This is a genomic window from Novosphingobium sp. SG751A, from assembly GCF_013149295.1.
GTDB lineage: Bacteria > Pseudomonadota > Alphaproteobacteria > Sphingomonadales > Sphingomonadaceae > Novosphingobium.
Genome location: NZ_JABGCB010000019.1, coordinates 25,928 through 49,468, shown reverse-complemented (window position 1 = coordinate 49,468; position 23,541 = coordinate 25,928). Strand labels below are relative to the sequence as shown.

General features: G+C 64.5%; 19 protein-coding genes. 9 read left to right on the top strand and 10 right to left on the bottom strand.

What is annotated here, in order from left to right; all coding sequences use genetic code 11:
- Positions 1 to 4: 4 nt before the first annotated feature.
- The gene (locus FHW96_RS21220; protein WP_172342577.1) at positions 5 to 1,477 is read right to left on the bottom strand and encodes a carotenoid oxygenase family protein; all 1,473 of its coding nucleotides are present in this window, start codon (positions 1,475 to 1,477) and stop codon (positions 5 to 7) included.
- A 248-nt stretch (positions 1,478 to 1,725) separates the two neighbouring features.
- Here FHW96_RS21220 and clpP point away from each other — a divergent pair, with 248 nt between their 5' ends.
- Together clpP and clpX are read left to right on the top strand one after the other, a co-directional pair.
- Positions 1,726 to 2,391, top strand: a complete 666-nt coding sequence (clpP, locus tag FHW96_RS21215) for an ATP-dependent Clp endopeptidase proteolytic subunit ClpP (protein WP_168603796.1) — start codon at positions 1,726 to 1,728, stop codon at positions 2,389 to 2,391.
- Positions 2,392 to 2,518: 127 nt separating this feature from the next.
- Positions 2,519 to 3,775: an ATP-dependent Clp protease ATP-binding subunit ClpX gene (clpX, locus tag FHW96_RS21210; protein WP_168603795.1), complete on the top strand. Its 1,257-nt coding sequence runs from the start codon at positions 2,519 to 2,521 to the stop codon at positions 3,773 to 3,775.
- Between the two features lie 68 nt (positions 3,776 to 3,843).
- Here the strand turns inward: clpX and rarD are convergent, their stop codons facing one another.
- The 3 genes from rarD to FHW96_RS21195 form a co-directional block, all read right to left on the bottom strand.
- Positions 3,844 to 4,722: an EamA family transporter RarD gene (gene rarD / locus FHW96_RS21205; RefSeq protein WP_253951128.1), complete on the bottom strand. Its 879-nt coding sequence runs from the start codon at positions 4,720 to 4,722 to the stop codon at positions 3,844 to 3,846.
- Between the two features lie 92 nt (positions 4,723 to 4,814).
- Positions 4,815 to 6,266 carry an aldehyde dehydrogenase family protein gene (locus FHW96_RS21200; RefSeq protein ID WP_256432886.1) on the bottom strand — a complete coding sequence of 484 codons (1,452 nt, stop codon included), beginning with the start codon at positions 6,264 to 6,266 and terminating at the stop codon, positions 4,815 to 4,817.
- Positions 6,267 to 6,382: 116 nt separating this feature from the next.
- The gene (locus FHW96_RS21195; protein WP_172342576.1) at positions 6,383 to 7,822 is read right to left on the bottom strand and encodes a protein adenylyltransferase SelO family protein; all 1,440 of its coding nucleotides are present in this window, start codon (positions 7,820 to 7,822) and stop codon (positions 6,383 to 6,385) included.
- 80 nt (positions 7,823 to 7,902) lie between these two features.
- On the opposite strand from FHW96_RS21195, the gene FHW96_RS21190 reads away from it, so the two are divergent.
- The 5 genes from FHW96_RS21190 (at position 7,903) to FHW96_RS21165 (ending at position 13,724) form a co-directional block, all read left to right on the top strand.
- Complete coding sequence (locus FHW96_RS21190; protein ID WP_172342575.1) at positions 7,903 to 8,760, top strand: alpha/beta fold hydrolase; 858 nt, start codon at positions 7,903 to 7,905, stop codon at positions 8,758 to 8,760.
- Positions 8,757 to 9,899: a glycosyltransferase family 4 protein gene (locus FHW96_RS21185; RefSeq protein ID WP_172342574.1), complete on the top strand. Its 1,143-nt coding sequence runs from the start codon at positions 8,757 to 8,759 to the stop codon at positions 9,897 to 9,899. The genes FHW96_RS21190 and FHW96_RS21185 overlap by 4 nt, the downstream gene beginning before the upstream one ends.
- A 140-nt stretch (positions 9,900 to 10,039) precedes the next feature.
- On the top strand, positions 10,040 to 10,984 hold the full coding sequence (locus tag FHW96_RS21180) for a tetratricopeptide repeat protein (RefSeq protein WP_216650999.1): 945 nt from the start codon (positions 10,040 to 10,042) through the stop codon (positions 10,982 to 10,984).
- Positions 10,985 to 11,016: 32 nt separating this feature from the next.
- Positions 11,017 to 12,375: a PQQ-like beta-propeller repeat protein gene (locus tag FHW96_RS21170; RefSeq protein ID WP_172342573.1), complete on the top strand. Its 1,359-nt coding sequence runs from the start codon at positions 11,017 to 11,019 to the stop codon at positions 12,373 to 12,375.
- 44 nt (positions 12,376 to 12,419) lie between these two features.
- On the top strand, positions 12,420 to 13,724 hold the full coding sequence (locus FHW96_RS21165) for an isoprenylcysteine carboxylmethyltransferase family protein (protein ID WP_172342572.1): 1,305 nt from the start codon (positions 12,420 to 12,422) through the stop codon (positions 13,722 to 13,724).
- Here the strand turns inward: FHW96_RS21165 and FHW96_RS21160 are convergent.
- Both FHW96_RS21160 and FHW96_RS21155 read right to left on the bottom strand, forming a co-directional pair.
- Entirely contained in the window at positions 13,721 to 15,091 is a 1,371-nt protein-coding gene (locus FHW96_RS21160) for a glutamate--cysteine ligase (protein WP_172342571.1), read from the bottom strand. The two genes, FHW96_RS21165 and FHW96_RS21160, sit on opposite strands and share 4 nt — an antisense overlap.
- Positions 15,092 to 15,170: 79 nt before the next feature.
- Positions 15,171 to 15,932: a 16S rRNA (uracil(1498)-N(3))-methyltransferase gene (locus FHW96_RS21155; RefSeq protein ID WP_172342570.1), complete on the bottom strand. Its 762-nt coding sequence runs from the start codon at positions 15,930 to 15,932 to the stop codon at positions 15,171 to 15,173.
- Positions 15,933 to 15,980: 48 nt separating this feature from the next.
- Between FHW96_RS21155 and ubiA the strand changes: the two genes are divergently transcribed.
- A complete protein-coding gene (ubiA, locus tag FHW96_RS21150) occupies positions 15,981 to 16,892 on the top strand; it encodes a 4-hydroxybenzoate octaprenyltransferase (protein ID WP_172342569.1) in 912 nt (303 codons plus the stop codon).
- Here the strand turns inward: ubiA and FHW96_RS21145 are convergent.
- The 4 genes from FHW96_RS21145 to FHW96_RS21130 are packed head-to-tail and all read right to left on the bottom strand — an operon-like array spanning position 16,889 to position 22,440.
- Positions 16,889 to 20,326, bottom strand: a complete 3,438-nt coding sequence (locus tag FHW96_RS21145; protein WP_172342568.1) for a chromosome segregation SMC family protein — start codon at positions 20,324 to 20,326, stop codon at positions 16,889 to 16,891. The genes ubiA and FHW96_RS21145 overlap by 4 nt on opposite strands.
- A 9-nt stretch (positions 20,327 to 20,335) precedes the next feature.
- The gene (locus FHW96_RS21140) at positions 20,336 to 21,085 is read right to left on the bottom strand and encodes a thioredoxin domain-containing protein (protein ID WP_172342567.1); all 750 of its coding nucleotides are present in this window, start codon (positions 21,083 to 21,085) and stop codon (positions 20,336 to 20,338) included.
- Between the two features lie 36 nt (positions 21,086 to 21,121).
- A complete protein-coding gene (locus FHW96_RS21135) occupies positions 21,122 to 21,829 on the bottom strand; it encodes a thioredoxin domain-containing protein (protein ID WP_172342566.1) in 708 nt (235 codons plus the stop codon).
- A 29-nt stretch (positions 21,830 to 21,858) separates the two neighbouring features.
- Complete coding sequence (locus FHW96_RS21130; protein ID WP_172342565.1) at positions 21,859 to 22,440, bottom strand: DUF721 domain-containing protein; 582 nt, start codon at positions 22,438 to 22,440, stop codon at positions 21,859 to 21,861.
- A gap of 28 nt (positions 22,441 to 22,468) precedes the next feature.
- On the opposite strand from FHW96_RS21130, the gene FHW96_RS21125 reads away from it, so the two are divergent.
- A complete protein-coding gene (locus tag FHW96_RS21125; protein WP_172342564.1) occupies positions 22,469 to 23,539 on the top strand; it encodes an A/G-specific adenine glycosylase in 1,071 nt (356 codons plus the stop codon).
- The last annotated feature ends 2 nt before the right edge of the window (positions 23,540 to 23,541 follow it).

Here is a 23,541-nt window from a genome sequence, read left to right as displayed (position 1 = left end):
TGCCTCAGGCGAAAGCGGCATATTTGCGATCGTCGCACCAATTGCCGTGCAGGCCCGATTTCAGGCGGAAGGGCAGCTTGGCGCGGCCCACCGGCCCATCCTCCAGATGTTGCGCGTCCAGCACGACCAGATCGGAATAGTTGGTCACCAGATTGTCGACCACGGCGATGATCCAGCCATCGCCCTCGGGCGAATCGGGGCTGCGGGGCACGAAGCAGGGCTCCTGGATCATGCAATGCGGGCCTGCCCACCAACTGTCCTGCGCGCCGGTCGCATGGTCGATATGGCCGATGCGGTTCATGCGAAAGCCCGAGGCCCGCGCGCCGGGGAAATCGACCGGCATTTCCGGGTCCATCACCAGCATATAGCCATGGCGGTAGGGCTGGCCGACATAGCGTTCGTCGATGCGGGGAAATTCGTCGATCCAGTTCGAGAGCTGCTCGACCTTGAGGAATTCGTCCGACTTTGAGGCCAGATCGACCGTCCAGCGCGTCAGGAACGGGCGGGCGGCCATCGGATCAAACAGCGCGCCGTGAATGTCAGGGAAGAAGGGGAAACAATTGCCGACCGCTTCGGGCGTGTCGAAATGGATCTTCGAACCGTCTTCGAATGCATTCATCACATGGCTGGCAAAGATCGTTTTGGGCGCCTTGAACCATCGGATGTCCTTTTGCGTCACGCCGGGCCCGCGCGGCAGCACGCCAAGGTAAACCGGCAGCGTGGTGTCAAAGCCGAAATGGGGCAGGCCAGCCTTCAGCCGGTCCCAGTTGCTGGTTGAGGGCACGATATGGAACACGGCGTAATGCTCGGTGATCGCATAATCGTGCATCATGCAATAATAGGGCGCCTCGAAGAAGGTTTCGTACAGGACATTGCCCTGCGGATCGATTTCGAAGAACGAGCAGTCGCGCGTCAGCAGGCCGGTGGCGGCATAGCCGAAATTGCAGAAATTACCAGTGACAGGGTCGATCTTGCCATGGGCGGAAAAAGTCTGGTTCTTCAGCTTGCCGTCGAAGAAGGTGAAGCCTTCGGTTTCCAGCGTCAGCGGGTCCATGACAAGGGCCGGGCCATCTTCCTTCATCGCAAGGAGCTTGCCCGCATGGACCATGACATTGGTGTTGGTGGTCGAGCGGATCTGGCCCTTGACCTCTTCGTCATCGGTCAGCGGGTTGCGATAGGCGCCGAACAGGGCGCGGCCCGCGGCGCGCTCCAGCTTGAACTTGTCGGTATGGGCGAAACGCTGCTTGAAATCGACCTTGCCGCCGCGAAAACGGAACAGGCTGACCATGCCGTCGCCGTTGAAAAACTGATCGTCGGCAAATTTCGGGGGAAATTGCGAATCAGGATGGACGCGGTGAAACGTGCCGTTCATCGATTCCGGGATTTCGCCCTCGATTTCCATGTCCAGAATGTCGCATTCCAGCCGGACCGGCCGTAAAATGCCGGTAAAGCTGCGGGTGTCGGGGAAATGGGCCATGTTTTTCCTCTCCGGTTCGGACCGTTCGTGACGGCATTTTGTATGTTATACATATAATATCCGAACCTCGGGTCAAACCTGATCTGGGTCAAATGGCAAAAATGACCGGCATCATTGTCCATTACAGGCCATGCCGGGGGGAGAAGATTAACCCAAAAGCAGTCCCTGATCGTTCAGGGTGGGGTTAAGCCACTTGAACATTGCGGCGCGAGACGCGACATAGGCGTGGCAGACAAAGAGGAAATTTCATGATCGATCTGTTCGGACGCAACGATGCTCAGGGCAAATTCAGTGTTGATCCCGTGACCGGCGCGTTGATCCCGGTGGTGGTGGAGCAATCCAGCCGGGGCGAGCGCAGCTTTGACATCTATTCGCGCCTGCTGCGCGAACGCATCATTTTCGTCACCGGCCAGATCGAAGATCATATGGCCAGCGTGATCGTGGCCCAGCTTTTGTTCCTCGAATCGGAAAACCCGACCAAGGACATCAGCATGTACATCAACTCGCCCGGCGGCGTGGTGACGGCGGGTCTGTCGATCTATGACACGATGCAGTACATCAAGCCCAAGGTCTCGACCGTGTGCATCGGTCAGGCCTGCTCGATGGGCAGCTTTCTGCTGGCCGCGGGCGAACCGGGGCAGCGAATCGCTCTGCCCAACGCGCGCATCATGATCCACCAGCCCAGCGGCGGCGCGCAGGGCATGGCGTCGGATATCGAGATTCAGGCCCGCGAAATCCTGCGCATCCGCGCCCGGATGAACAATCTTTACGTGAAGTTCACGGGTAAGAGTCTTGAAGAGATTGAGGCCGCCATGGATCGCGATACCTTCCTTGAGGCTGATGAAGCGCTCAAGTTTGGTTTGATTGATAAGGTGTTTGAGCGTCGCCCCGATGCGGATGGCGCCACGGCCTGATGATGAAACCCGCGATGGTGACATTGTTCCAGCTTGGGATGGTGCCCATCGGGGGTATTGAATTTGGCGCTCGCGTGGCTAGGTTGGCATTATTGTCAGGCTCCACGCGGGCCATTTGGGAAAAAGCATGACGAAACTGAGCGGATCCGACGCCAAGAGCACCCTGTACTGCAGCTTTTGTGGCAAGAGCCAGCATGAGGTGCGCAAGCTGATCGCGGGCCCGACCGTGTTCATCTGCGATGAGTGCGTCGAACTGTGCAATGATATCATCCGCGAGGAAACCAAGGGCGGCATCGCAGGCAAGCGCGATGGCGGCGTGGTCAGCCCGCGCGAGATTTTCGAGACGCTCAACGATTATGTGATCGGCCAGGACCGTGCAAAGCGCGTGCTGTCGGTGGCGGTGCATAACCATTACAAGCGTTTGAAGCACAGCGGCAAGGGCGGCGACGTTGAACTGTCCAAGTCGAACATCCTGCTGGTGGGCCCCACCGGTTCGGGCAAGACGCTGCTGGCCCAGACGCTGGCCAAGACTTTCGACGTGCCTTTCACCATGGCCGACGCCACCACGCTGACCGAAGCCGGTTATGTGGGCGAGGACGTGGAGAACATCATTCTCAAGCTGCTGCAGGCCAGCGACTATAATGTCGAAAAGGCGCAGCAGGGCATCGTCTATATCGACGAAATCGACAAGATCAGCCGCAAGGCCGAAAACCCCTCGATCACGCGCGACGTGTCGGGCGAGGGTGTTCAGCAGGCTCTGCTCAAGCTGATGGAAGGCACCACCGCCAGCGTGCCGCCGCAGGGCGGACGCAAGCATCCTCAGCAGGAATTCCTGCAGGTGGACACGACGAACATCCTGTTCATCTGTGGCGGCGCCTTTGCGGGTCTGGAAAAGATCATTGCCGACCGCCTGCAAAAGCGTTCGATCGGTTTTGGCGCCCATGTCGCCGATCCGGAAAAGCGCAAGGTGGGCGAACTGCTGCAGAAGGCTGAGCCGGAAGATCTGCAGAAATTCGGCCTGATCCCCGAATTTATCGGTCGTCTGCCGGTGATCGCCACGCTGAATGATCTCGACATTCCCGCGCTGGTACAGATCCTGCGCGAGCCCAAGAATGCGCTGATCAAGCAATATGCCAAGCTGTTCGATCTGGAAAACGTCAAGCTGACCTTCACCGACGATGCGCTCGAAGCCATTGCTAAGAAGGCCATCGAGCGCAAGACCGGTGCGCGCGGGTTGCGTTCGATCGTCGAAGGGCTGCTGCTCGACACGATGTTCGACCTGCCGACCGAGAATGACATTGCCGAAGTGGTGGTGGACAAGGATGTGGTCGAAGGCCGCAAGGAACCTGTCCGCGTGCTCAAAGGCAAGGAAGAGGCGGCCTGATTTCAGGCTGACCGATATAAAGAAGAGGGGCGGGGCCGATATGGCCACCGCCCCTTTTGTTTACTCCCTTACCGCCGCCGCCACATGTCCCAACTGAATACCGCCAGCGCGGCCCAGATCAGCACGAAACTGGCCAGTTGCGCCGATTGCAGCGGCTCGTGAAACAGCAGCAGGCCTTGAAAGAACACTAGGGTGGGGGCGAGGAACTGGACAAAGCCGAGGATAGAATAATTCATCCTCTGCGCCGCCATGGCAAACAGCACCAGCGGTACCGCCGTGACCACTCCCGACATGGCGACCAGTGTGTCATGCGCAGGCCGCCCCTGACCCAGCGTGATGCCCAAAGGTCCATGGCCCAGCGCGATCATCGCCACGGCGGGCAGGGTCAGAATCCCCGCTTCGATCGACAGGCCGGGCAGCGCCGCCACCGGGGCCTTTTTTCGCACCAGACCGTAGCCGGAGAAAGTCGCCGCCAGCGCCAGGCTCCACCCCAGCGTTTCGGCCGCGCCCGAGGCCAGGATGACCACACCCACCGCTGCCAACGCCACCGCCACCCATTGCGCGCGGTTCAACTGCTCGCCCAGGAGAAATGTGCCCAGTACGACATTCATCAGCGGGTTGATGTAATAGCCAAGGCTGGCGGCAAAAATGTGCCCCTGCTGGATCATGACCACATAGGTTGTCCAGTTGGCCCCGATCAGCAGCGCAGAAGCCGTCAGCGCCATCACCTTGCGTCCATCGCTCAAGGCCGCGCGCAAAGCCGCCCCCTGACGCAGCACGATGATCGCCAGCGCGCAGGCGGGCAGGGTAAACAGGGTGCGCCAGCCCACGAATTCGAACGGCGGCACATCATGAACCTGTCGCAGATAGAGCGGCAGCAGCCCCCAGATCAGATAGGCGGCAATCGCATAGGGCATGCCATCGTTACGGGTCTCGGGCTGCGTCATGTCAAATCCTTTCGCCCTGCTCCATGGCGCAAGTGAAGGATCAACGCATCCCAAAATCGGCGATCAAATCAGACAAATGTCAGATTTTGGTCTTAGATTTCGGGCGCAAAGCCGGTGCCGATCATCGCGCGCGGGTGGCTCATTTCGGCCGAACTGACCGGATAGGCGCAGGAGTCGGCCTCGTAATAACCGCCGGGGCGAAAATTGCCGGACAGGCCCACACCGCCCGATGGTACGCCGGGCAATTCGGTGATCGTCGCCCGGTTCCAATGGGTCAGGCCCGTGCGTACATTGGCCCAGAAACGGTTGTACTCCTCCTGAGTTCCTCCGATCAGCGCCGAAACCAGCCCATAGCGCGTGGCATTGGCCTGGGTGATCGCGGCGTCGAAATCGGGCACGCGGATGACCTGCAACAGCGGACCGAACAGCTCGACATCGGGCCGCTCGCGCATGTCGGTAACATCGATGATCGCCGGGCTGATAAAGGGGTGCTGGGGATCGAGGCGGGCCATATGCTTGATTGGCCGCCCCCCGCGCGACATCAGCCAGATGAAGCTCTGCACCAGCCCATCAGCCACGCGATTGTCGATGAGCGGCCCCATGAAGGGCGTGGTTTCGTCGTTGGGCGCGCCGCAGACGATGCGGTCGGCCAGACGCTTGACTGCGGCCAACAGCGGTTCCGCCATCTCCTCGCGCACGATCAGGCGGCGCGCGCAGGTGGCCCGCTGGCCCGAGGCGGTGAAGGCCGATTGTACAACCAGCATCGCGGCATCCTCGATCTGCGGCGTGTCCCAGACCACGATGGCATTGTTTCCGCCCAGGTCGAGCGAGAGCAGCTTGCCCGGCCGACCTGCAATCCGCCGCGCCAGATTTTGCCCTACCTGAGTCGAGCCGGAAAAGAATACGCCATCGACACCATCATGCGCCGCCAGATCCATCGCGGCTTCGCCATGCGCCACGGCGATCTGGACGATATTGGCGGCAAGCCCGGCGCGCTTGATGCAATCCTCGATCAGCAAGGCGGTGGGCAAGGCGCGGCTGGAGGGTTTGAAGATAACCGCGTTGCCCGCCAGAATCGCCGGGGCGATATGCGAGAGTGGGGTCAGCATCGGCTGACTGAAAGTGGTGATGACGGCCAGCACGCCCATCGGCTTGTGCCGCACGGCCACCGCACCATTGGCCCCACCTTCTTGCCGCCGGTGGGCGCAGCGGTCGGCATAGGCGCGTACGCAGCCATCGACGCGGGCCAGCGCGGTCTCGACCTCGGCAAAGCAATCCCACATCGGCCGGCCGGTGTCGCGCGCGATGGCCTCGGCAAATTCCTGCGACCGCTGGCGCAGCGCTCCGGTCAGACGACGCACCGCATCGACCCGCGCCGATAGCGGCTGACAGGCCCAGCCGGTATAGGCGATCCGCGCGGTGGCGATCTGGGCTTCCAGATCGGTGGGATAGGTCTGCATCAGCACCGCGCCGGTGGCCGGATCACGCGAGATCACGGGATCGGGTGTGTCATCGGGCAAGGTGGCAAGGGCGATGGCTGACAAGATGGCTTATCCGAAAGGGGGCAGGCGGCGTTGTGAGCCGCCACGATTGCCAAGTTTAAACCAATCTAGGTTGGCAAATTCTTAATGCCCCCTCCGGAGATCGGCTCCGCTGTCGCCTAAGTGATTGATCCAGAAACATGTCCTGCAGGGATGGGCGGTTCGCCCAAGGCATCGCCCAGCGCCCGTATGGCCGCGATGTGGCGGTGGAGCGGGCCCCAGTCATCATCGCGGTCGATGGCCAGCCAGAGACTTTCGACTGTTTCGATGTGGTTGTCGGGGGCAGGGGCCTGCCATGCGGGATGGGCGCGGGCGTCGGCAATAGGCGTATAATCGTCCAGCACCTTGGCCAGCGGCGAGCTTTCACGCAGCACCGCCCGTGCCTCATCCGGCGCGCCGCGAAACAGGTGGAAGAAAGCATCGGGCGACATCTGCTCTTCGCGCATATGCGCGCCCGCTGCGGCCAGCAGCGCGCCGTCTTGTTCATCGCCCAGCGGTTGCAGCCCGATCCGCCACAGCATCCGCCGCGCCAGCGCCGCCTGATACAAGCCGTCGAACCGGTCGAGCGCGGCGATCAGCGGCGCGGTATCGGCCACCAGCAGGCGCAGCGACACCGCCAACTGCCCGCAATTCCACTTGATCGCCTCGGCCTGTTGGCCAAAGCGATAGCGGCCCGCGTGGTCAAAATAGGCGGCGGTAAAATCGGCATCCCATCGCGGCAGCCAGCGCCAGGGGCCATAGTCGAAACTCTCGCCCGAAATGTTCATATTGTCGGTGTTCAGCACGCCATGGACAAAGCCCGAGGCGACATAGGAAGCGGCCATATCGGCAAGCCGCTCGACCACCTGATGCAGCAGGATGATCGCGGGTTGGTCGCGGCCCGGCGCATCGGCGGGTGGCAGCGGACCGGGAAATTGCGCCAGCGCATAATCGACCAGCGCGGCCATATGCTCGGCCTCCTCCAGCACCAGCAGGCGTTGGAACGTGCCGATGCGGATATGACCATGGCTCATCCGCACCAACACCGCCGAGCGGGTGGGCGAGGGTTCATCGCCGCGCCACAAAGCCTCGCCGGTTTCCACGACGCTGAAAGTCTTGGAGGTGTTCGCGCCCAAAGCCTCCAGCATTTCGGTCGCCAGAATTTCGCGCACTGCGCCTTTGAGTGTCAGGCGGCCATCGCCCTGACGGCTCCACGGCGTCTGCCCCGAACCCTTGGTGCCAAGGTCGATCAGGCGTTCGGCGCCATCGCGCATCTGCGCAAACAGAAACCCGCGCCCATCGCCAAGTTCGGGATTGTACACGCCAAACTGGTGGCCGTGATAGCGCAGCGCCAAAGGCTGGGGCAAATTGCCGTCCAAAGGCGCAAACCGTCCGAAATGGGCAACCCATGCCGCATCGTCCAGCCCATCGAGCCCTACGCCCCGCGCCCAGCGGTCGTTGCGCCAGCGCAGCCGGGCCTCTGGAAAGTCGGCGGGCGCAACCGGATCGCCCAGCCATGGGGCCAGACTGAGGATTTGCGGATCGGGTGCGTAGGCATTCGCTTGCGGTTCATGGCGCATGGGGCAATAAGTGGGCGCACAAGCGGCGGGGCGCAAGCCATGCCTGCGCAAAATTGCGATAAGGAAGCGCCCGCAAGGCCATGAACAGTTTTACCGATCAATTCTGGCAAAGCCCGGACGGGCTGCGTTTGCACTATCGAGATTACGCCGGACCCGAGGATCGCCCGGCGGTGGTCTGTCTGCCGGGCCTGACGCGCAATGCGCGCGATTTTGAAGGGCTGGCGGGGCGCATCGCGGGGCAATGGCGGGTGATTTGCCCGGACATGCGCGGGCGCGGCGATTCGCAATATGCCAAAAATTCGGCCACTTATAATCCGCTGCAATATGTGCAGGACGTCAACGCGCTCTTCGATGAACTGCGGATTGAGCGCTTTGTCGTGGTCGGCACCTCGCTGGGCGGGCTGATGGCGATGCTGCTGGCGATGATCGATGCCAAGCGGATCGCGGGCGCGGTTCTGAACGACATCGGACCGGTGATTGAGCCATCCGGCCTCGCGCGTATCCGCGATTATGTGGGGCAGGGGCGCAGCTTTCCCACATGGATGCATGCCGCCCGTGCGCTGGAGGAGGAGCAGAGCGCGTCCTTCCCGGATTACGACGTGCATCAATGGCTGGCCATGGCCAAGCGGGTGATGACCGTGGGGCAGAACGGCCGCATCGTGTATGATTACGACATGAAGATCGCCGAGCCTTTCGAGCGCCCCGGCGGCGAGGCGGGGGTCGATCTGTGGCCCGGCTATATGGCGCTGGCGGGGCGGCCTCTGCTGCTGCTGCGCGGGGAATTGTCGGATCTGCTCTCCACCGAAACGCTGGGCGAAATGGCGCGGCGCATTCCCGATGCCGTCGCGGTCAGCATTCCCCGGATCGGCCATGCGCCGACATTGGATGAGGCCGGGGCGGTCAAGGCTATCGAGCGCCTTTTGGAACGGGTGGTATGAGTTCGAATCCGTTGCGTATTCTGCATCTCCATTCCAGCTTTAACCCCGGCGGCAAGGAATTACGCTGCGTCCAGCTTATCAACGCTTTTGGCGCGGGGGCGGCCCACACGATCGTCTCGGCTATGCCCGATGCGATGGAGGCCGCACGCCGCATCATGCCCGGCATCCGCTGGCAGGCAGGCACCGATTTCCCCTCGCTTCAGGGCAAGCCCAGCCCAAAACGCCTGATAGCTCTGGCCAGCGCGATGTCGGATTATGACCTTGTACTGACCTATAATTTCGGCGCGATGGATGCGGTGCTGGCCCATACTCTGTTTGCCCAGATCCTGCGTCTGCCGCCTTTGGTTCACCATGAGGACGGGTTCAATCAGGACGAGGCGGTCAGCCTGAAATCCAGCCGCAACTGGTATCGCCGGATCGCGCTTGGCCGAGCTAGCGCTCTGGTGGTCTGTTCGCAAAGGCTGGAGGGCATCGCGCGCGGCGTGTGGCAGCAGCCCGAGGCCAAGGTTCACCGCATCCCCAATGGCATACGCACCGCTGCCTATGCTGCGCGGCCCCGGCCCGATGCGCTGCCCCGCGTGATTAAGCGCGAGGGCGAATTGTGGCTGGGCACGCTGGCCGGACTGCGGCCGGTGAAAAATCTGCCGCGTCTGGTGCGCGCCTTTGCAGCATTGCCCGAGCCATGGCAGTTGGTGATCGCGGGCGATGGGCCGGAACGCGAGGCGATCCGCGAGGAGGCGCTGCGCCTTGATATTGCGCACCGGGTCCATCTTCCCGGTCATGTCGGCGATCCGGCCAAGGTGGTGGGTCTGTTCGACCTTTTTGCGTTGTCTTCTGACAGCGAGCAGTTTCCGATCAGCGTGGTCGAGGCCATGGCGGCGGGTCTGGCGGTGGTCAGCCCGGATGTGGGCGATGTTGTGCCGATGCTGTCGGCGAAAAACCGGGCCTTTATTGCGCCATCGGGTGATGAGGGTGCCTTTGCCGCCCATCTGGCGCATCTGGCCGGGGAGACGGATCTGCGCCGTGCGGTCGGCGAGGCGAATCGCGCGCTGGCCATCACGGAATATGACGAAAAGACCATGGTCGATCGTTACCGCGCGCTTTACGCCGGGGCGATGGGGCGCAATAGTTTCCCATAATTGCCGATCTGTTGCCGGACCGTCTCGCCGATTGTCTCATTGCCGTTGAAAAGCCCGGCCCATCCGCTAAACGGCAGTTTCGTTTTTTTACACGCGGTGTGACTTTTTCGCCCGCATCGATGATCAGGAAGTGAAGTCCCTTGGCCCTGCGTCCTACTCCTCCTCAGACCCGCGCCCAGCAACTGGCTGCACAACAGGCCCAGCAGGGCGATGCCTTCCTGCGCGAGGTGGATGACGCGCTGCGCGAGGATCAGATGATGACCGTGGTCCGCCGCTATGCCAAGCCGGTGGGCGCCGGGCTGGTGCTGGGTCTGGCGGCGCTGGGCGGTTATCTGTGGTGGGGCCATTATCAGGATCAGCAGGCGGCCACGCGCGGCGAGCAGTTGACCATCGCGCTGGACCAGATCGAGGCGAGCCGCCCGGATCTGGCCAATAAGACGCTCGATGGTCTTGCCGCAGGCAGCGATTCCGGTTCGGCGGTGGTGGCTCGGCTGGTCGAAGCGGGGCTGCTGGCCAAGCAGGGCAAGGTACAGGACGCCGCCACGCGTTATGCCGCCGTGGCCGCTGATGCCAATGCGCCGCAGACCTATCGCGATTTCGCCACGCTGCGCCAGGTCTCGCTGAACTATGACCAGATGAAGCCCGATGAAGTCGTCGCCAAGCTGAAGCCTCTGGCCGCGCCGGGCGCGCCGTGGTTTGGTGCGGCGGGCGAATTGCTGGGCATGGCCTATTTGAAGCAGGGCAAGAAGGAACTGGCCTCGCCGCTGTTCGGCGCGATTGCCAAGGATAAGGATCAGCCCGAATCCCTGCGCGCCCGCGTGCGTCAGGTCGCCAGCCAGTTGGGCTTTGACGCGGTGGACGATGTGGCCCGGCCGATCGAGTTGAACGCGCCCCAGCCGGGCGCTGCTCCGGCCCCAGCCGCGCCGGTCGAGGCCGCGCCTGCGGCTGCTTCGGCCCCTGCGCCCGCAAAGGCGGCGCCCACGGCCAAGGCAGCAAAACCCAAGGCGGCCACGCCCGAAATCCCCCTGATGGTGGGCAAGCCCGGCGCCGCGACGCCTGCTGTGCCCGCCCCCACTCAGCCCTGATCCATTCCTGACGGACCTTAAGGACCTGCCTCATGAAGTCTCTTGCCTCCTTCCGTCGTAATCCGGGCCGTGCGCTGCTGTCGGTGGCGCTGATCGCCGCACTGTCGGCCTGCGGCGGCGGACCCAAGCTGGGCCGCAAGCCCAAGCCGACCACGCCCACCACCGGCAAGCGCGAACCGATCCTGAGCCGCGTCGAATCCTCGGCGCAGGCGGATATGGACATCGCCACGATGGCGGTCGTGCTGCCTCTGGCCCAGCCCAATACCGAATGGGCGCAGCCGGGCGGTTCGGCTTCGAAGAGCTACGGCAACCTGACGCTGGGCGAGAGCCCCAAGCCGATCTGGGAAGTGCGCGTGGCCGGCTCCAACGAACGGCGCCGTCTGGGCGCTTCTCCGGTGATCGGCGGCGGCTCGATGTTCGTGTTCGACACCGATGGTGTGCTGCACGCCTTTGATGCCGCCACGGGCGCTCCGCAATGGACTCAGACGCTGCAGGTTACCGGCGGCGCGGGCGAGGCGGTGTTCGGAGGTGGCGCTTCGTATGATTCTGGCCGCGTCTATGTGACGACGGGCGTGGGCGATGTTGCCGCGCTGGACGCCAAGACCGGCAAGATCGCATGGAAGGTGCGCCCCGCAGGCCCGCTGCGCGGATCGCCTACGGTGGCCTTTGGCGCGGTCTATGTGATGACGCAGAATAACGAGATCCACGCGCTCAAGATCGAGGACGGCACCGGTCTGTGGCAGGAAGCGGCTTCGCTGGGCGCGACGGGCGTTTTTGGCGTCGCTGCGCCGGCGGCGGGGCAGGGTTCGGTGGTCGCCGGTTTCTCAACCGGGGAACTGATCGCCTATCGCTATGAAAATGGCCGGACCTTGTGGAATGACGCTCTTTCGCGCACGTCGCTCTCCACCTCGGTGGGCGTGTTGACCGATATTGACGCTGATCCGATCATCGACCGTGGCCGCATCTATGCGCTGGGTCAGGGCGGGCGTATGGCCGCCTATGAACTCGTGACGGGCCAGCGCCTTTGGGAGCTGAATCTGGCGGGCATTTCCACTCCGGCGATTGCGGGCGACTGGATCTTCACGTTGACCGACGAAGCCAAGCTGCTGTGCATTTCCAAGGCCAGCGGCAAGGTGCGCTGGGTGGCCCAGCTCAACCGCTGGACCAAGCCCAAGAAGAAGGAAGGCCCGATCTTCTGGACCGGCCCGGTGCTGGCGGGCGACCGCCTGTGGGTGGCCAACAGCCGTGGCGAGGTCCATGTGGTAAGCGCGATGGACGGCGTGTCCAAGTTCTATACCGAGGTCAAGGCGCCGATCACGCTGGCCCCGATCGTGGCCAATGGCATCCTTTATCTGCTGGACGATTCCGGCCGGATTACCGCGTTGAAGTAAGAGCGTTTCCGCACTCTTAACCAGTGGCTGCTAGGGCTGGCGGAATGGATTGTTCCGCCAGCCCTTCTGTCGTCAGCAGACCGCAAAGCGATGTTTCCGCCAGTGTCGGGCTGGTGGGGCTGGCCGTGCTGGTAGCCTGGGTGATGGTCTGCCGGTCATGGCCGATGGTGGCGGACGCGCTTGATCTGGGCGGGCCAAGGGAGCCTTTGGCGGGGCCTTATACGGCGGTGATGGCGCTGGCTCTGTCCTCGGGCGCGATGGCCTTGTGGTCGGTGTTGGTGGACAAGGTGCATCGGCGGGCCTCGACCGGTATCGACTGGGCTCATCCTCGCCCCTTGCGCGATGTGCTGGGCATCAGCGCGGTCAAGCTGGTGGGCCTGTGGGTGACATGGGCGGTGATCGGCACGGCCTATTGCCTGTTCCGCTTTTATTGGCAGGAGCCATGGCTGTTTGGCATCCGCCTGATCGGCTTGGGCGTGGTGCCGATGGCTTTGCTCTCGGTGCCCTATGTCTTGTGGCTGGACCGGGTGCTGATCGATCCGCGCGATGGGGCGTGGCATTGCGGGGCGTGGGTTCTGGGCCGGGATGGGGCCGATGGGGGGCAGGTTCTGCTCCATGCGCGACGCTGGGCAGTGAAGGGGTTTTTCACGGCCTTTATGCTTTCGATTCTGCCGGGTGGCTTTGCGGCGGTGGTGCATTTCGACGGGGCCGGGTTGGGCGATCCGGTGGCGCTGACCAACTGGCTGATAACGTGGCTTTTCATGATCGACGTGCAGATTGGCACAGCGGGCTATCTCTTCACTCTGCGTCCCTTGGACGCGCATATTCGCAGCGCCAACCCGTACCTTGACGGCTGGGTGGCGGCGCTGGTGTGCTATCCGCCCTTCATCATGATGGGGGGCAATGGGCCGCTCGATTATCACCCCGGCACGGCGGAATGGTCGCAATGGCTGGCCGGGCATGAATGGGCGCTATGGGGGTGGGGGGCGTGGTTGGTGGCGCTCACAGGCGTTTACGGTTGGGCGACGATGGTGTTCGGCCTGCGCTTTTCCAATCTGACCTATCGCGGGGTCATCACCCATGGGCCTTATCGACTGACGCGCCATCCGGCTTATGTGTCGAAGAATCTGTTCTGGTGGTCGGTGACGCTGCCTTTTCTCAGTCCCACCGGATCGCTGGTTGATTGCATGCGCAACACCGCAATTCTGGCGATGGTCAGTGCGGTCTATTGGTGGCGTGCCAAGACCGAGGAGCGGCATCTGTTGGGGCAGGATGCCAAATATCGCGCCTATTGGGCATGGGCCGAAACAGGCGCGCCGATTACGCGCCTGCTCAAGCGTGTATTTTAGAAGCTGGCTTCGTCGTAAACGCGGCTGAGATCGCCGCCCCATTCGCCATGATAGCGGTCCAGCCAAAGCTGAGCAGGGACCTTGCCGCTGGCCACGATTTCGTCGAGGGGGGCGAGATAGCGGGTTTCATCCGCGCCCTCGCCGTTCAACCGTGCACGTGATTTCAGACCGGCCCGGGCAATGGCCAGCACTTCGCCCGCGATATCTCCCAACCGGCCCCCGGCAATCGGTGCATCCAGCGCCAGCTTGGGTACGCTCGAGCGCAGGATCTCGCGTTCCTCCATGCTCCAGCCCTTGACCAGATCCCAAGCGGCATCGAGCGCGCCCTGATCATAAAGCAGGCCGACCCAGAGGGCGGGCAGCGCCACGATCCGTTCAACCGGCCCGCCATCGGCGCCGCGCATTTCAAGGAAGCTCTTCAAACGCACTTCGGGGAAGGCTGTGGACAGGTGATCCTGCCAGTCACCGATCGTCGGGCGTTCGCCGGGAAGAGCGGGCAGCTGGCCATTCAGGAAGTCGCGGAAGGACTGGCCCGCGGCATCAATATACTTGCCATCGCGGAACACGAAATACATCGGCACATCAAGCATATACTCGACATAACGCTCGTATCCGAAACCATCCTCGAACACGAAGGGCAGCATGCCGGTACGCGCCGGATCGGTGTCCGACCAGATATGGCTGCGATAGGAAAGGTAGCCGTTGGGCCGCCCCTCAAGAAAAGGCGAATTGGCGAAAAGCGCGGTGGCCAGAGGTTGCAGCGCCAGCGAAACGCGGAACTTCTGTACCATGTCGGCTTCGCTGCTGTAATCCAGATTGGTCTGGATGGTGCAGGTGCGCAGCATCATGTCCAGCCCCATCGACCCCACGCGCGGCATATGGCGCAGCATAATGTCATAGCGGCCCTTGGGCATGATCGGCAATTCGTCGCGCCGCTTGTCGGGATAAAGGCCAAGGCTGAGGAAGCCCAGATCACTGCCCGCGCCCACGGCCTTCACCTGATCGATATGGCGGCGGGTTTCAGCATCTGTTTCGTGCAGATTTTCGAGCGGCGCGCCCGACAATTCGATCTGACCCGCCGGTTCAAGGCTGACCGCGCCATCGCTGCCCTTGAGGGCGATGACGTGGTCGCCCTCCATAATCTCGCTCCAGCCATAGGGCTTGAGCCCCATCAGCAGGTCGCGAATGCCGCCCGCCTCATCATAGGCCGGGGCGTGGCGGTCGGCACCGCGATAGACAATCTTTTCATGCTCGGTGCCGATGCGCCATTGGGCGCGTGGTTTCTCGCCCTCCTGCATCGGAGAGGCAAGTTGATCCAGCCCGGAAATCAGGGGATCATGCTGGTCGGTCGCTTCGCGAGTGCTCATGGCGCGACTTCCTAGTGGGCCAAAACACTTTGCGCTAGCGAGAAAATCTATTCACCTTACGATGTCAGAGGCATCTTGATTATGCGCCCCAGTCACCCATGCCGCCCATCCACAGCGCTGTGGCCGCGATACAGGCGGTTTCGCCCCGCAAAATACGCGGCCCCAGGGTAATCGCATGGGCCGATGAATGGGCGCGGATGGCGGCGCGCTCCTCGTCGGTAAAGCCCCCCTCCGGCCCGGTCAGCAACGCGGCGGGGCCGGAATGGGCGGCAAAGGTGGCCAGCGCGGGCGCGCCGCCCTGTTCATCGGCAAAGAACAGGGCGCGCGGCGCCTCCCATTCGCGCAACAACGCATCCAATCGCACCGGCGCCGCAATCTTGGGCAGGGCGGTGCGCGCGCATTGCTCGGCCGCCTCGATCAGCGTGGCGCGGGCGCGCTCGAGGTTCAATTTATCCGCCACGCAGCGCCGCGTCAGCACCGGCTGAATATGGCGCACCCCCAATTCGCAGGCCTTTTCCAGCACCAGATCGAAGCGATCCTTTTTGAGCAGCCCCGCGCAAAGCGTGAAATCGGGCACCGCCTCGCGCCCGCGAAGCAGGTCCACGCATTCCAGCACCAGATTGCGCTTGCCCACCGAGACGGCCCGCGCCGCCCATTCGCCCGACAGATCATCGCAAAGGATCACCGCATCCCCCGGCCCCACGCGCATGACGCGGCCCAGATAATGCGCCTGAGGCCCGTCAATGCTGACCTGCGCGCCTTGCGAGAGGGGCGTTTCGACGAACAGGCGCGGCGCGCTGCGCGGGGGCCAGGCGGGTGTGGCAGGAAGATGATCGCTCATAGCCTCGCGCTCTAGCCGATTGCGGTGCGCCACGCTATGGCATGGCGCATGAGCGAAACCGTCCAGATCGTACCCGACAGCGAGCATCGCGGCATCATGGGGCTGCTGCCCGCTGCGGCGCGCGATTATGCCTCTCTGGCACGGTTGGATCGGCCCATCGGCTGGTGGCTGCTGTTCTGGCCCTGCGCGTGGGGTGTGCTGCTGGCGGGTGGCGCGGCGCGCTGGGGCCTGCTGCTCTGGCTCCTGCTGGGCAGCGTGGTGATGCGCGGGGCGGGCTGTGTTTACAATGACATCGTGGATGTGGATATCGACCGCCGCGTGGCGCGCACCGCTCTGCGCCCCATCGCCAGCGGGCGGGTGAGCAAGAAATCTGCATGGATCTGGCTGATCGGCCTTTGCCTGATCGGCCTGCTCGTGCTGCTGCAACTGCGGTGGCAGGCGCAACTGGTGGCGTTGGGTTCGCTGGCGCTGGTGGCGGCCTATCCCTTTATGAAGCGGATCACCGGCTGGCCGCAGGCGTGGCTGGGGCTGGTCTTCACATGGGGCGCGCCGGTCGGCTGGGTCGAGATGCGCGGGTTTGACGGGCTGGGCGTGCTGGGGCTGCTCTATGCGGGCTGCTGGGCGTGGTGCATGGCCTATGACACGATTTATGCGTTGCAGGACCGCGATGATGATGCGCTGGTGGGCATCGGTTCCTCGGCGCTGTCGTTCGGGCGGTATGTGCATGCGGGAGTCGGCGCGCTTTACACCATGGCGCTGGGCTGCTGGGCGGGGGCCTTGTGGCTGGTGCGGTACGATGCGCTGGCCTTGCTGGCGCTCTTGCCGGTAGGGCTGCATTTCCTGTGGCAGGTGGGGACGCTGAAACAGGATGATGGCGACAATGCGCTGGCCCGCTTTCGCTCGAACCGCTTTGCCGGGTTCCTGATGGCGCTGGCCTGTCTGGTGGTCGGAAACGCTTAACTCGCCTCGGCCAGCAATTGCTCGGCCGCGCTCAGATCCACACTGACCAGCCGCGATACGCCGCGCTCCACCATGGTCACGCCGAACAGGCGGTGCATCCTGCTCATCGTCACGGCATTATGGGTCACGACCAGATAGCGCGTCTCCGTCTCGCGCGTCATCGCCTCCAGCAGGTCGCAGAAGCGCTCGATATTGGCATCGTCGAGCGGCGCATCCACCTCGTCCAGCACGCAGATCGGCGAGGGATTGGTCAGGAACAGCGCAAAGATCAGCGCCACCGCCGTCAACGCCTGTTCGCCGCCTGACAGCAAAGTCAGGGATTGCAGGCGCTTGCCCGGCGGCTGGGCGAAGATCTCAAGGCCAGCCTCCAGCGGATCGTCCGAATCGACCAGCGCCAGATGCGCCATCCCACTGTCATTCGGTCCGCCCTGAAACAGTGTGGCGAACAATCGGCGGAAATGACCATCGACCGCCTCAAACGCCGCGCGCAGCCTCTCGCGCCCCTCGCGGTTCAGATTGCCGATCGACCCGCGCAGCCGGTTGACCGCTTCGGCCAGTTCGGCCCTTTCGCGGATCGATTCGCCCGCCCGCTCCTCGGCGGCGGCCAGTTCCTGCGCGGCGATCAGATTGACCGGGCCCAGTCGCTCGCGATCCGCTGCCCATCGGTCCATGGCGCGGCTCTCTTCGCCGGCCGTGCCCACCTCGGCCTCGGCAAAGCCAAAGCGCGGGGGCAGGAGCGGGGGCGGGCATTGAAAACGCTCGCCCGAGGCGCGGTTGAATTCGGCGCGGCGTGCGTTTTCATTCTCCAACCGCGCCAGCGCCCCCGCACGCGCTTCACGGGCAGCCAGCAGCGTTTCCTGCGCGCCCGTCAATTCGCGTTCGGCCTCGGTGGCCTCGTGCCCAGCCTGCGCCATCGCGCTTTCGGCCTGCGCGTGGGTCTGGCTTAGCGCCTGCTGCTCCTGCTCCACCCCATCCATTTCGGCCTGGATCGCGGGCGGGCGGGCGGCATGGACGGCGCGGTCCTGCGCGATTTCCTCGATCCGCCCCGCCATCTGAGCCAGCCTCTTGGCTGCATCGCTGGCGCGGTTCTGCCAGTTGCGGATCTCGCCTGATTGCGCATGGACCCTCTCGCGGGCCACGGCCATATTCTGGTCCTGCGTGGCCAGCAGGGCGGTGGCGGATTGGTGGTTACTGCGCGCCGCCTCATGCCGCAAACGCGCCGTCTCCAGAATCGCCCGCCCCGTATCAGGCGCGGGCAGGGCAGAGCGGCGCTTCAGAGCGGCCTCCTGCTCGGCCCTTGCCGCATCGCGCTGCTGGGTCAGGTCGAATGCGGCAGCCCGCAATTCGGCGCGGCGGGCGGCGGCGCGGTCGCGGGCGGCCTCGGCGGCGTCCATCGCGCGCAGGGCGGCGCGCTCGGCATCGGCGGCGGCGGCCACATCGCGCTCAAACCCGGCGGTCTCATGCTGCGCCAGCGCCAGCGCCACGGCCACCGCGTCTGCCTCGGCCTCCGCCTGCGCCAGCGCTTCGCGCAATGGGGAAATCTGTGCCTCCAGCGCGAGGAAACGGTTGTCCGCCTCCATCCGAGCCGCCTCCGCTGCGCCTTCGCCCCGCGCCACAAAGCCATCCCAGCGCCGGACATGCCCCGCCCGCGTCACCAGCCATTCGCCGGGCTTCAATGGGCGCCCGTCATCGGCCTCATCCACCCACACCAGCGCCAGTCGCGCCGCCAGTTCGGCCGGGCAAGCCGGCACATGCGCGGCCAGACTCTGCGCCACCGGCACAGGCGGCGCGGCCCCGGTCCAGAAACGCCCCTCGGCCCCGGCCTCGCCCAAAGGCGCTTTGGCATCGCGGCCCAGTACGGCGGCCAGCGCGCGCTCATAGCCCGGCGCGGCGCGTACATGGTCAAGCGCAAGGCGGCGTCCGGCGGCATTCTTTTGCGCCTTGGCGCGGGTCTCGCGGTCGCGCTGCAAGGCCTGAAATTCGCGCTCCACTCCGGCCAGATCGGCGCGGGCCGCCGATAGCGCGCTGGCGGCGGCATCGCGTTGCCCCAGCAAGGCGGCGCGCCGCTCCTGCGAGGCATTTAATTTCTCCCGCGCCTGCGCCAGCCTTGCCCCCGCTTCGTCGCGGCGCGCGGTGGCGCCGGCCAGATCGGCCAGCGGATCGCCTGCCCGGTCGAGCGCGGCCAGCGCCTCGCCATTGCGGGCCAGATCGGCCTCGGTGCGCGCGCATCGGCTTTGGGTCTGCGCTATCTCGGCCTCGGCCACGCGCCATTCGGCCTCGACGCGGGCCTGCTCGGCATTGGCCTGCGCATAGGCGATTTCGGCAGCGCGGGCGTTGCTGTCGGCCTCCTGCAAGGCCTGCGCCATGGCGGGGCGCTCGGCCTCGGCCTGCGCCAGTCGCGCGCGCGCTTCGTCCAGTTCGAGTTGCAGCCGTTGCAAGGCCTGCGCGGCATCGCGCGTCAGCCGATCCGCCTCGTTGCGGTCGGCCTCCAGCCGCGCCTGCTGTCGGTCGAGGTCGGCGAGTTTCGCCTGCGCCGCCTCCCACTGGCTGTTCAATGTGGCGAGGCGGTGGGTATTGGTGCTGGCCGCTTCCCGCGCGATGCTCAGCGCCTCGCGCGTGGCGATGGCGGCTTGGGCGGTTTGGGCCTGTGCGGTTTGGGCGGCATCTGCGCGGGCCTGCGCGGCGGTGGCGCGCTCCTCGGCTTGTACCGCTTCGGCCCTGGCGTGATCGGCCGCCTGCGCCGCCTCGCGCCAGCGGGCGAACAAGACACGCGCCTCGGCTACGCGGATCTGTTCGGACAGGTGGCGATAACGCTCTGCCGTTCGCGCCTGACGCCGCAATCCGGCGATCCGGCTCTCCAGCCCCGCCATCAGATCTTCGAGGCGCGACAGATTGGCCTCAGTCGCGCGTAATTTCTGTTCGGCATCGCGGCGGCGAACGTGCAGGCCCGCGATTCCCGCCGCTTCTTCCAGCATGGCGCGGCGCTCGGCGGGGCGGGCATTGATGACGGCGGCGATCCGGCCCTGACTGACCAGCGCAGGCGAATGCGCGCCGGTCGCCGCATCGGCAAAGACCAGCGCCACATCCTTTTGCCGCGCATCGCGACCGTTGATGCGGTAGGCCGATCCCGCGCCGCGCTCGATCCGGCGCACGACCTCCAGTTCCTCGCCCGCGCTGTCATGGGCGGAAAGCACGACCTCGGCAAAATCGCGCGGTGGGCGGGTGGCCGTGCCCGCAAAGATCACATCCTCCATCCCCCCGCCGCGCAAGGATTTGGGGCTGCTCTCGCCCATCACCCAGCGAATGGCCTCGAGCAGATTGGATTTGCCGCAGCCGTTGGGGCCGACCACCCCGGTCAGCCCCGGCTCTATGCGCAGTTCGGCGGGCTCAACAAAGCTCTTGAAGCCTGAGAGTTTGAGCCGTCGAAAACGCATGAAAGCCTATCAGGCGCCCGCAGCCTTAAGTGCTGCTTCGACATTCTTCCATTCGGCGCCTTCGACCTTGTTGCCGTTGATGAAGACGGTCGGGGTCGAATTGATGCCCTTGGCGCTGATCGCTTCGGAGGCCTTGGCCACGGCCTCGGCGCGGGGCAGGTCGGTAAGGCACTGGCGCTGCTGCGCTTCGGGCAGGCCGCGGGCCGAGAAGAAGGCGGTATAGCCCAGCGCGTCGGCAATGGCCGGATAGCGCTGCGCGGCGGGCAGCTTCATCGCGGCCGAGGCCTGATCGTACTGCTCCTTGGTCTGCGAATTCATCGCGTCGAAATTGGTGTAAACCTGCTCGATCAGGCCGAAATAGGCGTCATCCCCGCCGCAGCGCGCCAGAACCGTCAGCGGAATATCCTGCGGGTGGATGGCGAAGCTGCGGAATTCAAGGCTGACCTTGCCGCTGGCGATGTAATTGCCGGTCAAGGCGCTCATCCCGTCCTGCGCCAGTTTCGCGCAGTGGGGGCAGGAGAGCGAGCCATATTCGACCATCTTGACCGCCGCCTTGGGGTTGCCCACGATGATGCCGTCGCCATCCTCGGTCTTGGCAAAGGTTTCGGCCCATGCCTTGCCCGCAGGCGGGGCCACGGCGGTCACGCTGCCGGCGGGCGCGTTGGCTGCGCCATTGTCCGACTTGTTGCAACCGGCCAGCGCCAGCGGAGCCACGGCCAGAAGGGCCAGAGTACGGGAAGAAAGCGAGGCAAACATCATCTTGCGACCTATCCTTGGGCAAAGAATGAAACGGGTTTATTTCAGAACGGCGGCCAGCTTGGGCTGCAATCCGGCCCAGTCATGTTCTTCGAGCATCTTGCCGTCCAGCGTGAAGGTGGGCGTGCCGGTGGCGCCCAGTTCCTGCGCTTCCTTGGTCTGGGCGATGACCCGGCGCAAGGTGGCCTCATTGGCGAAACAGGCGTCGGCCTGCGCATGGCTCAGGCCCGCGCCGGCGGCGATGTCATAGAATTTCAGGTCCGAGGCGATGGCGCGCATCCGCTCGGGCATCTGGCCTTCGTTCCAGCGCTTGGTCTGCGCCTCGGTCAGCTTTTGCGCGGTGGCGATCCACTTGTCCTGTTCGGCCAGAAATTTGTGGTGCAGCGGGAAGAATTTGACCGGCGGCACGCAATTGGTCAGCATGGCGATGGTGATGTCGAGCGGATCGCGCACCAGATGGCGCACCTCGAACGACAATTGCCCGCCGCCCACCGGCCCCATGCGCAGCGGCAGCGCCGTTTCCGCCTCGAAATGGGCGCAATGCGAGCAGGTATAGCTCATATATTCGATCAGCTTGTGGGCTGCGGCCGGATTGCCCTGAATATGCCCGCCCACCGGGCTGATGGCCACCTTGGCGCCCCATGCGCCGCCGGCCGCGGTCGGTTTTGCGGTTGCGGCCTGCACCGGCGCGGCGCTCAGCCCAAGCGTCAGAGCAACAGCGGCCATCATGCGGAATGGAAGAAGCATCCAGAGTCCTTTGCTGAAAACAGAATTCGTCACGCTTCGTCCTCACGGGCGATGCTGCGGGCAAGCGATTCAAGAACCGCCTTCAATTCAGGATCGCCAATATCGCGCAGCGAATCGCCCAGCTCGATCGGGATCGGTTTCAGGCTGGGCGGCGCGGCGCGGGCCGGGCTCTTGGGGCGGGCGATCACCTCGCCTTGCCGCATCTTGACCTTGGACACGGCCTGATAGCCAAAGAAGCGGTTCACCCGCTCGATGATTTCGGGGATCACATGGGTGATGATCGGCGCATGGGCGGGCAAAACCACCAGTTGCAATATGCCGTCGCTCTTTTCGCCGGGGGGAAACCGGATCGCTTCGGGCATGCAGACATTGGCGTGGATTGGGCCGACGATTTCGGGCCAGCGCGTCACGACGCTGGATTGCACAAAACCGAAGCGGCGAAAGGCGGTGCGGCCAATATCGGGCATCAGTTCGGCAATCGGGCGTGCCTGTCCGCCGCGCGGGCGCTCATAGGGCTGGCCCACGCGCGACTTTGCCGCGCGCGGTTTATCATCGCGCGTCGAAACAGGGGCTTTGCTGCCCTTCGGTGTATTTGGCCTATCCCTTTCCATACCAGCCCAGCCATGCCATAGCCGCCCCATGGATGCCAGAGGCCAGAGCGCGAAATGCGGTAAAGTCGATATCCCGCGCGCAGGATCAATCGCGCCCGCACTGCTGGGCTGGTATGATGCGCATGCGCGGGCCTTGCCTTGGCGTGCGCCGCCCGGCGCCAACCGGGCCGATCCCTATCGTGTGTGGCTGTCCGAGGTGATGCTGCAACAGACCACGGTGGCCGCGGTTATCCCCTATTTCGAGCGTTTTACCACGCGTTGGAGCGATGTGGCCGCGCTGGCCGCGGCGCCCGAGGAAGAGGTGATGGCGGCATGGGCGGGGCTTGGCTATTATTCAAGGGCGCGGCGGCTGGTTGAATGCGCGCGGGTCGTGGCCGATCTTGGCGCATTTCCAGAGGATGAGGCGGGCCTGCGCGCCTTGCCGGGGCTGGGGGCCTATACGGCGGCGGCGGTCGCGGCGATTGCCTTTGGCCAGCGCGCCGTGGTGGTCGATGCCAATGTCGAGCGGGTGGTGGCCCGCCTGTTTGACATTGACGAGCCTTTACCCGCTGCGCGCGCCGCCATCCGCGAGGCTGCCGATGCTATCACTCCCGACGCGCGCAGCGGCGATTTTGCCCAGGCGATGATGGATCTGGGCGCGGGGATTTGCAGCGTCCGCGCACCGCAATGTCTGATTTGTCCCTTGCGCAGCGATTGCCGGGGGCAGGCACGGGCCGAGCAGTTGCCGGTCAAACCGCCCAAGAAAGCCAAGGCGCAGCGCATCGGCCATGCATGGTGGATCGAGCGTGACGGCGCGGTTTGGCTGATCCGCCGTCCGGCCAGCGGGATGCTTGGGGGGATGCGTGCACTGCCCGACGATGGCTGGAATGCAAGGCGCGACGGGTCGGGCAATCCACCGCTCGATGGCGGCTGGCAGGAGGCGGGCAGGGTGGCCCATGTCTTTACCCATGTCGCGCTCGATCTGGCCGTGATGGTGTCACAGGGCGGTGATAATCCATCGGGCGAGGGCGAATGGTGGCCGCTCGCCCGGCTTGACGAGGCCGGACTGCCCACGCTCTATGCCCGCGCCGCAGCGGTCGCGATGGCCAGAAAAGGATAGAT

Coding starts and splice junctions, on each gene's coding strand:
- FHW96_RS21220 (WP_172342577.1), bottom strand. CDS start 1,477: ATGGCCCATTTCCCCGACACCCGCAGCTTTACCGGCATTTTACGGCCG.
- clpP (WP_168603796.1), top strand. CDS start 1,726: ATGATCGATCTGTTCGGACGCAACGATGCTCAGGGCAAATTCAGTGTT.
- clpX (WP_168603795.1), top strand. CDS start 2,519: ATGACGAAACTGAGCGGATCCGACGCCAAGAGCACCCTGTACTGCAGC.
- rarD (WP_253951128.1), bottom strand. CDS start 4,722: ATGACGCAGCCCGAGACCCGTAACGATGGCATGCCCTATGCGATTGCC.
- FHW96_RS21195 (WP_172342576.1), bottom strand. CDS start 7,822: ATGCGCCATGAACCGCAAGCGAATGCCTACGCACCCGATCCGCAAATC.
- FHW96_RS21190 (WP_172342575.1), top strand. CDS start 7,903: ATGAACAGTTTTACCGATCAATTCTGGCAAAGCCCGGACGGGCTGCGT.
- FHW96_RS21185 (WP_172342574.1), top strand. CDS start 8,757: ATGAGTTCGAATCCGTTGCGTATTCTGCATCTCCATTCCAGCTTTAAC.
- FHW96_RS21170 (WP_172342573.1), top strand. CDS start 11,017: ATGAAGTCTCTTGCCTCCTTCCGTCGTAATCCGGGCCGTGCGCTGCTG.
- FHW96_RS21165 (WP_172342572.1), top strand. CDS start 12,420: ATGGATTGTTCCGCCAGCCCTTCTGTCGTCAGCAGACCGCAAAGCGAT.
- FHW96_RS21160 (WP_172342571.1), bottom strand. CDS start 15,091: ATGAGCACTCGCGAAGCGACCGACCAGCATGATCCCCTGATTTCCGGG.
- FHW96_RS21155 (WP_172342570.1), bottom strand. CDS start 15,932: ATGAGCGATCATCTTCCTGCCACACCCGCCTGGCCCCCGCGCAGCGCG.
- ubiA (WP_172342569.1), top strand. CDS start 15,981: ATGAGCGAAACCGTCCAGATCGTACCCGACAGCGAGCATCGCGGCATC.
- FHW96_RS21145 (WP_172342568.1), bottom strand. CDS start 20,326: ATGCGTTTTCGACGGCTCAAACTCTCAGGCTTCAAGAGCTTTGTTGAG.
- FHW96_RS21140 (WP_172342567.1), bottom strand. CDS start 21,085: ATGATGTTTGCCTCGCTTTCTTCCCGTACTCTGGCCCTTCTGGCCGTG.
- FHW96_RS21135 (WP_172342566.1), bottom strand. CDS start 21,829: ATGCTTCTTCCATTCCGCATGATGGCCGCTGTTGCTCTGACGCTTGGG.
- FHW96_RS21130 (WP_172342565.1), bottom strand. CDS start 22,440: ATGGAAAGGGATAGGCCAAATACACCGAAGGGCAGCAAAGCCCCTGTT.
- FHW96_RS21125 (WP_172342564.1), top strand. CDS start 22,469: ATGGATGCCAGAGGCCAGAGCGCGAAATGCGGTAAAGTCGATATCCCG.